The 12,299-nt window shown below is 68.6% G+C and carries 10 protein-coding genes; 5 read left to right on the top strand and 5 right to left on the bottom strand.

From position 1 onward, the window contains the following. The first annotated feature begins 2 nt into the window (after nucleotides 1-2). The 3 genes from ACFQZV_RS07720 to ACFQZV_RS07710 are packed head-to-tail and all read left to right on the top strand — an operon-like array spanning nucleotide 3 to nucleotide 1,518. Nucleotides 3-329 carry a lycopene cyclase domain-containing protein gene (locus ACFQZV_RS07720; protein ID WP_378750065.1) on the top strand — a complete coding sequence of 109 codons (327 nt, stop codon included), beginning with the start codon at nucleotides 3-5 and terminating at the stop codon, nucleotides 327-329. After that, nucleotides 326-640: a lycopene cyclase domain-containing protein gene (locus tag ACFQZV_RS07715; RefSeq protein ID WP_378750068.1), complete on the top strand. Its 315-nt coding sequence runs from the start codon at nucleotides 326-328 to the stop codon at nucleotides 638-640. The genes ACFQZV_RS07720 and ACFQZV_RS07715 overlap by 4 nt, the downstream gene beginning before the upstream one ends. Continuing rightward, the gene (locus tag ACFQZV_RS07710; protein ID WP_378750070.1) at nucleotides 637-1,518 is read left to right on the top strand and encodes a prenyltransferase; all 882 of its coding nucleotides are present in this window, start codon (nucleotides 637-639) and stop codon (nucleotides 1,516-1,518) included. The genes ACFQZV_RS07715 and ACFQZV_RS07710 overlap by 4 nt, the downstream gene beginning before the upstream one ends. Nucleotides 1,519-1,825: 307 nt before the next feature. Here ACFQZV_RS07710 and ACFQZV_RS07705 read toward each other — a convergent pair whose 3' ends face one another. Beyond that, nucleotides 1,826-4,744 (bottom strand): UPF0182 family membrane protein, encoded by a 2,919-nt coding sequence (locus tag ACFQZV_RS07705; RefSeq protein ID WP_378750072.1) that lies wholly within the window; start codon nucleotides 4,742-4,744, stop codon nucleotides 1,826-1,828. Nucleotides 4,745-4,805: 61 nt separating this feature from the next. Next, nucleotides 4,806-5,930, bottom strand: coding sequence for a YlbL family protein (locus ACFQZV_RS07700; RefSeq protein ID WP_378750074.1), 1,125 nt, complete (start codon nucleotides 5,928-5,930; stop codon nucleotides 4,806-4,808). Nucleotides 5,931-6,057: 127 nt separating this feature from the next. Here ACFQZV_RS07700 and ACFQZV_RS07695 point away from each other — a divergent pair, with 127 nt between their 5' ends. Next, nucleotides 6,058-7,452, top strand: coding sequence for a zinc-dependent metalloprotease (locus ACFQZV_RS07695; protein WP_378750076.1), 1,395 nt, complete (start codon nucleotides 6,058-6,060; stop codon nucleotides 7,450-7,452). 299 nt (nucleotides 7,453-7,751) lie between these two features. Here the strand turns inward: ACFQZV_RS07695 and ACFQZV_RS07690 are convergent, their stop codons facing one another. The 3 genes from ACFQZV_RS07690 to nudC are packed head-to-tail and all read right to left on the bottom strand — an operon-like array spanning nucleotide 7,752 to nucleotide 10,838. Beyond that, nucleotides 7,752-8,141: a hypothetical protein gene (locus tag ACFQZV_RS07690; RefSeq protein WP_378750078.1), complete on the bottom strand. Its 390-nt coding sequence runs from the start codon at nucleotides 8,139-8,141 to the stop codon at nucleotides 7,752-7,754. A 34-nt stretch (nucleotides 8,142-8,175) separates the two neighbouring features. Then, on the bottom strand, nucleotides 8,176-9,939 hold the full coding sequence (locus ACFQZV_RS07685; RefSeq protein ID WP_378750080.1) for an ATP-dependent helicase: 1,764 nt from the start codon (nucleotides 9,937-9,939) through the stop codon (nucleotides 8,176-8,178). Continuing rightward, nucleotides 9,936-10,838 (bottom strand): NAD(+) diphosphatase, encoded by a 903-nt coding sequence (gene nudC / locus ACFQZV_RS07680; RefSeq protein WP_378750082.1) that lies wholly within the window; start codon nucleotides 10,836-10,838, stop codon nucleotides 9,936-9,938. The genes ACFQZV_RS07685 and nudC overlap by 4 nt, the downstream gene beginning before the upstream one ends. A 135-nt stretch (nucleotides 10,839-10,973) precedes the next feature. On the opposite strand from nudC, the gene ACFQZV_RS07675 reads away from it, so the two are divergent. Next, nucleotides 10,974-12,299, top strand: coding sequence for a phosphotransferase (locus ACFQZV_RS07675; RefSeq protein ID WP_378750083.1), 1,326 nt, complete (start codon nucleotides 10,974-10,976; stop codon nucleotides 12,297-12,299).

The following is a 12,299-nucleotide window of genomic DNA, read 5'->3' as shown; positions in this document are numbered from 1 at the left end:
GCATGCCCGGCCTGTACCTCGCCGCGATCCTCGTCAGCACGGCGGGCGTCGCCGCGCTCGATGCGCGTTTCCGGTTGGCGGCGTGGCGGCATCCGAACCGCACCCTCATCGCCGTGATGGTCGGCACCGTGTTCTTCTTGGCATGGGATGCCGCGGGCATCGCGCTCGGTGTCTTCGTCAAGGGCGACAGCCCGGCGCTGCTCGGCGTCGACCTCGCGCCGCATCTGCCGCTCGAGGAACCGTTCTTCCTCGCGTTCCTCTGCTATCTCGCGCTCGTCGTCGCGGGGGGCGTGAACCGGTGGTTCTCGCGACGGGAGGACACCGCGTGACGTATCCGCTCCTCGTGCTCCCGTTCCTGCTCGTCACCGTCGCCGTCACGCTCGCCACCATCCGGCGACCACGATTCGGGCGCCGTATGGCCGTCTCGTCGATCACCGCGCTGGTCCTCATCGCCCTCACGGCGGTCTTCGACAACATCATGATCGCCGCCGACCTGTTCACCTACCCCGACGAGCACCTGAGCGGCATCCGCATAGGCTTGGCCCCAATCGAGGACCTCTCGTACGCGGTGTGCGCGGCATTCCTGGTTCCGGCGATCGCGACGTTGCTCGCCCGACGCCCCCGCGAGGAGACGCCGTGACGCGCACGGACCACGGCGTCGTCCGCCAGCTCTTCCTGTCGTCGCGACCGGTGAGCTGGATCAACACCGCATATCCCTTCGCGGCCGCGTACCTCCTCACCACCCGCGAGATCGACATGACCCTCATCGTCGGCACGCTGTTCTTCCTCGTGCCGTACAACCTGGCGATGTACGGCATCAACGATGTCTTCGACTACGAATCCGACCTGCGCAACCCCCGCAAGGGCGGGGCGCACGGGGCCGTTCTCGACCGCCGGATGCACCGGATCACGCTGTGGGCTGCAGCACTCTCCTGCCTGCCGTTCGTCGTCTTTCTGGTCGTGGTCGGATCGCCGCTGTCGTGGGCGGTGCTTCTGCTGAGTCTGTTCTTCGTCGTGTTCTACAGCGCTCCGCCCCTGCGCCTGAAGGAGCGGCCCTTCGCGGATTCGCTGACCAGCAGCATCCACTTCTTCGCGCCCGCCGTGTACGGACTCGTGCTGGCGGGTGCGGTGTGGACGTGGCAGCTGGTCGCCGTGATCGTCGCGTTCGCCCTCTGGGGAGTCGCCTCGCACGCCTTCGGTGCGGTTCAGGACGTGGTCGCCGACCGCGAAGCCGACATCTCGTCGATCGCGACCGTGCGCGGCGCTCGATTCACCGTCTGGTTCGCGCTGGGATGCTACGCCGCCGCCGGTCTCGTGATGCTCGTCACGGCGTGGCCCGGGCCGCTCGCGGTCGTCGTCGCCGTGCCGTACCTCGCGACGGTGTGGCCCTTCCGCAACGTGACCGACGCCACCGCGCACACCGTCACGCGCGGATGGGACCGATTCCTGTGGCTCAATCAGTTCGCCGGATTCGTCGTGACGCTGTTGCTCATCTGGTTCTGGTTCCTCACCGCCTGACATCCGGCTGATCGGCGCGATGCCGCCCGGGCCTGCTCTGCCGTCTCGATCGCCGTCCGCACCCCTGCCACCACCCCGCTGCTCCCCTGTCAGCCCGTCTTGTCGGCTCATCTGCCGCGTTCCGGTCCATATGCGGAGCCGACGGGAAGCAGATGAGCCGAGACGATGACGCGGGGCGGCGCGGACGCGTCAGGTACGCCCCGCGACGGAGCGCAGGCACGACGGAGGCGGGCACGACGGCGCGCGGGCACGACGGCGCGCGAACGCGACGACCGGGGATGCCGGCCGCCGCGTTCGTCGGAGGGGATTACTCGCTGAGCTCGAGCAAGCGCTCGACCGCAGCCGTGAGCCGCTCGTCGGCCTCGGCGAAGGCGGTGAGGTCGCCCGCCTGCAGGGCCGCATCGCGATCGAGCATCGCCTGCCGCGCATCTTCGAGCGCCGCTCCGTACTCATCGGTCGGAACGGTCGGATCCGTGGGCTCGGTCGGCTCGGTGGGCTCCGTCGGGTCCGGCGTGGGCTCTTCGCCGCCGTCGGGCACCACTTCGCCGTCACCGGTATCGGCTCCGGAATCGCCCCCGAAGAGCGAGTCGAGCGCACCGCTGAGGGTGTCCTCGAACGCGATGTCGTCACCGAACGCCACGAGCACCTTGCGCAACTGCGGCAGCTGCGTGCCCTCTGCGGCCTGAACGAAGACCGGCTGCACGTAGAGCAGACCGCCGCCGACCGGCAGGGTCAGCAGGTTTCCGTTGAGCACCTCGGACTGACCGATCGTGAGCACGTTGATCTGCTGCGAGACCGTCGGGTCGGAGTCGAACCGGTTCTGTACCTGTCCAGGGCCGGGCACGGTCGTCTCGGCGGCGATCTCCAGCATCCGGAGTTTGCCGTAGTCCTCGCCCTTCACGCCCGCTTCGCGGCCTGCGTTCGAATCCGCAGCCAAATACCCCATGAGCACGTTCCGGCTCTCGGCACCAGTCGTCGATGACGGGATGAATGTCGAGAACATCGAGAACGACGGCTCGGCCTGTCCCGGCATCTGCATCGTCAGGTAGTACGGCGGCTGCAGCGCGTTGGGGTTCTGCGGGTCTTCCGGCGTCGCCCACGCGTTGTCGCGCTCGTAGAACGACTGCGCGTCGTCGACGTGGTAGATCTGCAGCATCGCGCGCTGCACCTTGAAGAGGTCGGTCGGGTAGCGCACATGGCTGATCAGGTCGGCCGACATGTCCTCGATCGGCTTGATCTGCGTCGGGTAGACGTTCTGCCACGTCTGAAGCACCGGGTCTTCGGGCTCCCACGCGTAGAGCTCGACCGATCCGTCATACGCGTCGACGGTCGCCTTCACCGAGTTGCGGACGTAGTTGATGTCGTCCATCGCGAACCGCGGTTGGGTGTTGTTCGAGTCCGCGATCGCCTGCGACAGCGGCACGGTCGTCGAGTACGGGTAGTTCGCGCTGAGCGTGTACCCGTCGACGACCCACTTGATGCGGCCGTCGACGACGGTCGGGTACGGATCGCTGTCGAGCGTCAGGTACGGCGCGACCTTGTTCACTCGCTCGCGCGGGTCGCGGTCGTAGAGGATCTGCGATTCGTCGTTCACGTCGTCCGAGAACAGAATCTGCTCGGACTGGAACTTCAGCGCGTAGATCAGGCGGTTGAAGACGTTGCCGACCGACGGCCCGCCTTCACCCTCGAATGTCGTGCGCGGACCGGAGGTTCCGTCGCTGCCTGCCGGGTAGTCGAGTTCGATCGGGTCGGTGCCTTCCGGCGCCCCGACGATGGAGTACTCGGGCGATGACTCGCCGAAATACACGCGCGGCTGGAAATCGGGATCGTCGGAGAGGAAGCCTGTCGCCGGGATGCCCCGCTCGAGGAACACCGGGTTGCCGTCGGCGGTGCGCTCGTTGCCCGCGGCGGCGACCATGCCATAGCCGTGTGTGTACACGAGGGTCTCGTTGACCCACGAGGCACCGGCGCCGAGCTGGTCCATGTTGAGCTCACGCACCGAGACGATCGTGTCCTGCATCTGACCGTCGATCTCATACCGGTCGACGTCGAGCGGGTTCTGGAACTGGTAGTACGCGCGGTATTGCTCGAGCTGACGCACCGTCGGCCCGATGACAGCCGGGTCCATGATGCGGATCTGGGTGGTCGTCGCCGCATCCGCGCGCAACTGGCCCTCCTCGGCCGTGGTCTCGGCCGAGAACTCGATCTTCTCCATGCCGTCGATGCCGTAGGCGACCTTCGTCCCCTCGAGGTTTCGCTGGTAGTACTCGCGCTCGAGGCTCAACTGGTTCGGCTGCACCTGGAAGGTGTTGACGACCCAGGGGTACCCGACGCCGAGCACGAGCGCCGTGACCAGGAGCAGACCCGTTCCGATGAGCGGGAAACGCCAACGGCCGATGACGGCGGTGACGAAGAAGAGGATCGCGACGATGACCGCGGCGGCGGCGAGGATCTCCTGGCCCAGGATGACGGCGTTGGCCTCGGTGTAGCCGGGACCGGTGATGCGCCCCATACCGCCGGGCTCGACGAGGGTCTGGTAGCGGTCGAGCCACAGGCTCGCGGCCTGCACGATGAGGTAGAGACCGGCGATCACCGCGAGCTGGATGCGGGCGGCCTTCGAGATACGCAGTTCGCGCTGCCCGACGCGCACCGAGCCGTAGAGATACGACACGAGCGCGGTGACGAGCAGGCAGATGAGCAGGACGGCCGAGACGAAGCCCAGCAGGGTCGCATAGAACGGCATCGCGAACATGTAGAAGCCGGTGTCGAGCCCGAATTGCGGGTCGGTCTGCGATGTCGCAACACCGTGGAACCACGTCCAGGTGATCTCCCACTGGGCGGAGGCAGCGAAGCCGGCGAAGAAACCGAAGAAGATCGGGATGCCCCACATGGCGAGGCGCCGCAACGGCTCGACGACCTCTTGGTATCGGTCCAGCTGGGAGCTCAGCCGCGCGTACACCGGCCGGAGTCGGTAGGCGAGCTGGATCGCGATCCAGACGGGCAACGCCATTCCGAGGAAGCCGATGACGAACATCACCGCGCGCGCGACCCATTGGGTGACGAGCACCCCGTCGAAGCCGAGCTGCTCGAACCACAGCCATTCGGCGTACAGGTTCGCGAAGGTGAAGAACCCTACGACGAGGGCCGCGATGATCGCGACGGTGATCGCGATGACGCGTCGGGAGCGGGATGGCGTGGCCTGGTTCGGCGCTGAGGTCGTGGTCACTCCCTCATCCTAGGCGTCTTGACCTTGGAGATTCCCCGAGTCCGCCCGGGGCGAACGGGCTTCAGCTCTCGGTGCAGGTGGGCAACTCGTCGAGGTTCCCGCCTGCCGTGACGGTGTCGAGTACCGCGAGCGCGTCGTCGAGGGTTCCGACGGAGAACACGCGGAGCCCGTCGGGGATGTGTCCGACGACCTCGTCGCAGTTGGCTTCGGGGGCGAGGAACCACTGCGCACCCTCGTCGAGCGCGCCCCACATCTTCTGCCGGATGCCGCCGATGGGCCCGACGGAGCCGTCCGAGGTGATCGTGCCGGTGCCGGCGAAATGCTCGCCACCGGTGAGCTCTTCGGGCGTGAGGACGTCGATGATACCGAGCGCGAACATCATGCCCGCGCTCGGTCCGCCGACGTTGTTCAGCTGGATCGTGACGTCGAAGGGGAACTCGAACTCGGTGATCAGGGTCACACCGATCCGCCAGGCCGTCTCACCGTCGGCGTCGGCCTCGTCGGGGGTGACGGCCACGGTCATTTCTTGTCCGGCGCGGATGATCTCGAGGTCGACGGGCGCGCCTTCGCCTGCGGCGATCGCGTCGCGCAGGGCGTTGATGTCGGTGACGGGTGCGCCGTCTGCCGCGAGGATGATGTCGCCCTGCTCGAGGATCCCCTCGGCGGGGGCACCGTCGACGACGGAATGGACGGTGAGTCGGGCGCCGACGTCGTAGCCGAGCTCGATGAGCGCGGCCGCCGTCGCCTCCTGCTGCGAGTCGACCATGAGCGCGGCGCTCTCTTCGCTGCGTTCCTCGGCCGTCTGACCTTCGGGGAACACGGCGTCGATCGGGATGACGGCGCGCGTGCGGTCGAACCAGGCCGTCGCGAGTTCGAACCACGACGGCGTCCGTTCGCGGTTTCCCACGACCTGCACGGTGAGCAGGTCGAGCTCACCGTCGGTGTCGTATGTCTCTGCTCCCGATACCGAGATGAGAGGCACCTGCTCACCGTCGGCCGATGCCGCCGTGCCGAGCGTGTTGTACACAGGCCCGGGTTGCTGGATCACATAGGACGTCGGCAGGAAGGTGATCACCAGGAGCGCCACCATCGCGACGGCGAACGCCCACAGCCCACCGACGACGCCCGGTCGCATGCCGCGTCGCGGGGTGGGTGTCGGCGGGGCGGTGTCGTCGAAGAGCGCCACGGAGATCCTTCCTGTACGGGGTCGTTCGCGACCGGCGTACAGGTTCGAAAGCCGATGCCGGGGAGAGCGAGGAGTGCTGCGACTAGCGTAGAACGCAACGTCAGGAACCGGCTGAAAGGCGGCTGAAGTGGCAGAGGAAGATCGCTCGCCCGAGGACGAGTTCCAGGAATTGTTGCGGCAACTCCTCGGTGGATCCGGCGCGTCGATGGAGGGGTTCGATCCCGAGCAGCTGTCGAGGCTGACCGGCATGAACATCGACCCGGCGATGCTCCAGCAGATGATGCGGCAGATGCAGGGCGCGTTCGCGGCATCCGATGGCGGAATCTCGTGGGATGCCGCGGAACGTCAGGCGCTGCACATCGCGAATCAGGAGGACCGCGGTGTCACGGCTGGGCAGCGCGCCGACCTCGACCAGGCATTCTCGCTGGCGAGTCTGTGGTTGAGCGAGGCGACAGCCATCTCCGACCTGGCCTCGGCACCCCGCGCGATCACCCGCGGCGATTGGGTGACCCACACCCTGCCCGTATGGCAGGAGCTCGCCGGACCGGTTGCCACCAGCATGGCGGATGCGATGACGTCTGCGCTGAGCGAGCAGGCACCGGAGGACATGCAGAGCATGATCCAGGGAGCGGGTCGTCTCATGCGGATGGTCGGGGGGTCGCTCTTCGCCGCGCAACTGGGCAAGGTCGTGGGCGACCTGTCGAAGGAGGTCGTCTCGGGCGGCGACGTCGGTATCCCTTTGATGCCCGATGGCGAGGCGGCGATCCTGCCGCAGAACTTCGCGGCGTTCGGCGAGGGGCTTGACATCCCGGAGGACCAACTCGCGCTGTACGTCGCCACGCGCGAGCTCGCGCATGCACGGCTGTTCCGCCATGCTCGCTGGTTGCGTCTGCATGTGATCTCGCAGATCACCGATTTCGCCCGTGGTGTGCACGTCGACACCGACGCGCTCGAAGAGCTCGCGTCGCGCTTCGACCCGTCACAGCCGGAGGAACTGCGCCGGGCGATCGAGAGCGGCGAGCTGCTCCCGCAGCGCTCTGAGGCCCAGACGGCCGCGCTGACGCGGCTGGAGAACCTGCTGGCGACGATCGAAGGGTGGGTCGACGTCGTGACGGAGGATGCGTTGTCGCGTCTGCCGTCGACGGCGCGCATCTCGGAGGTCGTTCGGCGGCGACGTGCGGTCGGTGGACCAGCGGAACGTGCCCTGGGTTCGCTCGTCGGTCTCGAGTTGCGTCCACGACGGATGCGGGAGGCCGCAGCCATGTGGCGTGCCGTCACCGACGCGGTGGGCACCGCGGCACGAGATGCCCTGTGGGACTACCCCGATCTGATGCCCGGCGCCGAGGACATCGACGACCCGGCGAGTCTCGTGGCACGGCTCGAGTCCCGCGCCCGCGGGGAAGAGCCCGCGCGCGACGAGATGGACGACGCTCTCGAGCGGTTGCTGGCGGGAGAAGATCCCGACCCGACCGGATCGGACAACGGCGATACGGACCATCCGGACGACCACCGCCCCGTCTGAGCACCGCATCGGCTCCTCCACAACGAGATCACCCTGTGGATGAGGCACACGGTGCGATGACGGCGGCGCAAGATCGGAGCATGCTGCGAATCGATCCCGCGTCTCCGCCCGTGTGGCGCTCTGCCGACACACTGCAGTTCGGCACGGACGCACGCGTCGTCCTCGACGATCCACGTCCCTGGCAGCTTCGGCTGCTCGCCGAGCTCGAGCGTGGTGTTCCGGAAGCGGCCGTCGATGCCTTGGCGATGGCGTTCGGCGCGGCGGAGGGTGAAGCCGCGTTGCTCGTGAGCCGTATCGCGTCAGCGCTGGAACCGGCGCGCCGCCGACCGCGCGTTGCCGTGCGCGTCGGGCCGGGCCTCGCGCCCGCCACCGCGGGCATCCTGGCTGATGTGCTGCGTGAACGAGGAGCCGATGTCGTCGACGGCGACACGGATTCGCGAACGGTGACCATCCTGGCCGTCGCCCACACGGTCGCGCCCCGCGATGTGGCGGACCTCATGTCGCGCGATCGCCGACACCTTCCGATCGTGCTGCACGGGAGCAGCGCCGATGTCGGCCCACTGGTGGAACCCGGCCGGACACCGTGCACGATGTGTCTCGACCTCACCCGCACCGACCGCGATGCGGCATGGCCGGCGATCGCCACTCAGCTCGCGGGCCGCCCGCTCGCACTCGAGGATGCGGAGCACGTGCGCGACTGCGCACGGGCCGCCCTCGACGTGATCAACGCAGCGGACGAAGGTGCTGGCCCCCGCGAGGCGATCGCGCTCCACCTGCGACACGGTTCGGGTTCGCGCCGCGCGATCGTCCATCGCCCGCACGGAGCGTGCCGCTGCCGATCTCTTGCAGAAAACGAGACGGGCGCCGTTCACGGGACCCCCGCGCCCACGTCAACGACAGTGTTCGCCCGGCCCGCGTGATGCCGACGTACGCGAGTCTTCTCTCCTCGTCGATCTGCTCGAACGTCGTCGCGTAGCCGATCGGCAGCTGCCCCTCGGCCAACCCGACGAGGTGCACGTGATCCCATTCGAGACCCTTCGCCGCGTGGAGCGTCGCGAGAGTCACCGTCCGTAGTGCGGGGTCATCCTGTGCGCGTGCGCGGGCGAGCAGATCGTCGGTGAACGCCCGCAACGTCGTGCCGTCCGGGGCCTCTTCGGCAAGACGCAGCACAGCCGCGCGCGCCTCCCACGCGTCTCTCAGCGCACCGCCCGCCTCGGGGGGATCATCGGTCAGTCCGCGCGTGCGCAGAATATCCCGGACGGTATCGAGGAATCCGGTCTCCAGAGGAGCGACGGTGGCCGCGCGCAACTCCATGAGAGCCTGACGCACCTCGGGAAGGTCGAAGAAGCGCCGCCCGCCGAGCACCGTCGCCGCGATGCCGGCGTCGGCGAGCGCTCGTGCGATCTCGGCGGACTGAGCGTGAGCGCGATAGAGCACGGCGATCTCTCGGGGGTCCACGCCGGACCGCACCTGTTCGACGATGCGCCGCGCGACCCCGCGGGCCTCGGCTTCGTCGTCCGCGTAGTCGGTCACGGTGGGGATTGCTCGCGCCGCGTCGCCGCCGACCGCCGCTCGCAGGTGAAGGGCGCCCGGCCGTCCCCGCATCAGTGCATTGGCGACGTCGAGGACACCCGGATCCGACCGGTAGTTGGTCTCGAGCCGGATCGAGGTCGCGCCCTCATAGCGATTCGCGAACTCCAGCAGGTACCGCGAGTCGGCGCCGGCGAAGGAGTAGATCGTCTGGCTCGCGTCCCCCACGACACACAGATCCCGACGATCGCCGAGCCAGAGCTCGAGCAGCCGATGCTGCAGCGGCGAGACGTCCTGGAACTCGTCGACGGTGATGTGGCGGTACTGCTCATGGACGGCCTTCGCGACGTGCGGCTCGGCCTCCAGCATCCCCGCACAGGCGAGCAAGACGTCCTCGAAGTCGATCTGTCGCCGCTCGTCCTTCAGCTTCTCGTAGGCGCGGTGGAGGTCGACGACGCGTTGGACCGACAGTCGCCCTATCCCGTGGGGACGGTCCATCGCATACTGCTCGACGGAGCGCATCGTCACCTTGCGCCATTCGATCTCACTGGCCACGTCGCGCAGTGTCGCGGTATCCGGCGCGATGCCGATGCCATCGGCGGCATGGGCCAGGAGTCGCACCTTGTTGTCGACGATCTGGGGCATCGTGTCGCCCGCGAGCGTCGGCCAGAAGTAATTCAACTGCGCGAGCGCCGTCGCGTGGAACGTCCGCGCGGCGACCCCTTCCACGCCCAGCGCGCGCAGGCGTCCGCGCATCTCGCCGGCGGCCTTCGCGGTGAAGGTCACCGCCATGACCCGGTTGGGCGTGTACGCGCCGGTATCGACGCCGTGCGCGATGCGATGGGTGATGACGCGCGTCTTGCCGGTTCCGGCGCCGGCGAGCACGACGACGGGACCCCGGAGGGTCGTCACCGCCTCGCGCTGCCGATCGTCGAGGCCGTCGAGCGCGGCCGTCATGGTTTGCCCTCGCACCAGTCACGAATGAGCCGGTGGGCGATCGACGTCGGTCCCGGGAGAAGCACGTCGCCCTCGCCGCGCAGTGCCGCGGCGATCTCCGCACGGCTGAACCACCGGACGCTGACGATCTCCTCGCCGTCCGGACGGGCGGCGTCGTCTTGCCGAGCCGTGGCCCAGAACCCGACCATGAGCGAGCGGGGGTACGGCCACGCCTGTGATCCGCGGTAGCGGATGTCGGTGACCTCTATCCCTGACTCCTCTGCCACCTCACGAAGAACCGCGGACTCGAGGGACTCCCCCGCCTCGACGAACCCCGCGAAGCACGAATAGCGCGACGCACCCCACATCGCGTTGGAGCCGAGAAGGAGCCGATCCGGATCCGTCGCGCTTCTGATCGCCACGATCACCGCGGGGTCGGTGCGGGGAAAGTGCTCGCGTCCACAGCGCGGACACCGGCGAGCCCATCCCGCTTGGTGGAGGTCGGCGGGACCGCCGCACGCGGGGCAGTGGTCGGCATCGCGCAACCAGCGCCCGACACTGACGGCGGTGACGAGGGCATCGGCATCGGCGGCGTTCAGGGCAGCTCCCGCGACACGCAAGGGCGCCCACCCCGCAGGTGCCGCGAAGGGCTTGCCTCCTGCGGCGACAGCGCCGACGACGAGTGCCGCGCCGTCCACGTCTCTCCCCAGAAACGCCCAGCGCGCGTCGGCCGGTGCGTCTGCAACGGCCACCCATTCGAGTGCGTCGGGAGTACGCAGCGGCGCGGTGTCTCCGGCGACGATGAGGGCGCGGGTGGTGTCGTCTGCGAGGACCGTGTCGAGAAGCCCGTCGCGCTCGCGTTCGCCGCCTGCACGATCGAGGGTCGCACCTCCGCCGCCGGACGCGTCGGACACCGTCATCCCTGCTCTTCCTTCTCTCACCGAACCGGGCTATCCCCACCGCCTCGGGCATGGCGACCGAACCGTCAGGCCGAGGCTGATCGCTCTCGGGCGTGGCACCGCGGCGCACTCGCGCGTCCGACCTACTCTGAGCACATGGCTCGCTCACCCCTCACTCTAGCCGCGTCGGTCACGTCGGCACTGCCGCGCGTCGGGGTCGTCGGGGTCGCTGCGCTCACCGAGGGGCAGGCGGGACGCTTCGACGCCGCTGTCGCCGACCTCGACGACGGCCGACGCGTGGTCATCCGTGTCGCTGCGAACGACGAGGCCGACGCAGAACTCACGGCCGAGGTCCGCGCGCTCCGAGCGCTCACCCCCGGAGTCCGGGCACTCTTGCCGTTTCGTGCGCCGGACGTTCTCGGGGAGACCGGCCTCGCCGGTGCGCGCGCCACCGTCGTCGACCACCTTCCCGGGTATCGGGTCGACCCTGCCCATGTTCCGGAGGGTCCCGGGGTCGCCACCTCGCTCGGCGCGGCGCTGGCCGCCGTGCACAGTCTTCCGGTTTCGGTGGTGCGCGCCGAAGGATTGCCGGCCCGCACTCCGGCACAGGTCCGTGATGACGCACGGCGGATCGTCGCGCGCGCCGAGGCGACGGGGCACCTCCCGGCGACCCTGTCCGAACGCTGGGGTCGCATCATCGCATCCGATGCGCTCTGGCGATTCGAGTCCGCCGTCGTCCTCGACGGCGCGACGGCGTCGTCGTTCTTCTTCGAAGACGTCGACGACGCACCCCAGGTGACAGGCCTGTTGGAGTGGCACGGACTGTCGGTGGGCGATCCCGCCACCGATCTGCAATGGCTGGCGTCCGCTCCGGCTGCCGCCGACGACGTCTATGCGGCGTATCTGGACGCCGGCGATCGCGCGCCGGATGCGTTCGTGCGCGAGCGTGGTCGCTTCTACGCGGAACTCGAGTTCGCGAAGTGGCTGATCCACGGGCACGAGGCCGGCAACGACGAGGTCGTCGCGGATGCGGTAGACCTGCTGACCGCGCTGGCATCGGGTGTGACCTCCGATGATCTGCTTCCCCCCGCAGACCTCGACGTCGACGATGCGATCGCCCTGCTCGACCGGGTGCCGGAACGCCCGTCCACGGCGGCGGTCGACACATCGATGCACACCGACGCCTACGACCCCGAAGAGTTGTCGATGTGGCTGCGCGAGACAAGCGACGACGGGGACACGGCTGCCGCAGACGGCCACACAGAGTCGCCGCACGTCGACGAGTCCTCGGACGATGAGCCCTCGGACGACGATTCCTCGTCGATCGGGGCGGCCGCGACCGACGAGGAATCGGCGTCCGAATGGCATCCGGATGACGTCTCCACCGCGCCGGTGGCGTTGCCTGGGCTCGAGGTCGATGACGCGCAAGCCGACACTGCGCGCGCGTCGGACGCCGCCTTGAAGCGGTGGCTCGCGGACTGA

The sequence above is a fragment of the Microbacterium koreense genome, assembly GCF_042677105.1.
Lineage (GTDB): Bacteria > Actinomycetota > Actinomycetes > Actinomycetales > Microbacteriaceae > Microbacterium > Microbacterium koreense.
Note: the sequence above shows the minus strand (reverse complement) of the source record. Positions and strands in the feature narration are given on the sequence as shown.

Bases quoted from the DNA above. Each gene is read 5' to 3' on its own strand.
- ACFQZV_RS07675 (WP_378750083.1), top strand. From the start codon at position 10,974: ATGGCTCGCTCACCCCTCACTCTAGCCGCGTCGGTCACGTCGGCACTG.
- ACFQZV_RS07720 (WP_378750065.1), top strand. From the start codon at position 3: ATGCCCGGCCTGTACCTCGCCGCGATCCTCGTCAGCACGGCGGGCGTC.
- nudC (WP_378750082.1), bottom strand. From the start codon at position 10,838: ATGACGGTGTCCGACGCGTCCGGCGGCGGAGGTGCGACCCTCGATCGT.
- ACFQZV_RS07685 (WP_378750080.1), bottom strand. From the start codon at position 9,939: ATGACGGCCGCGCTCGACGGCCTCGACGATCGGCAGCGCGAGGCGGTG.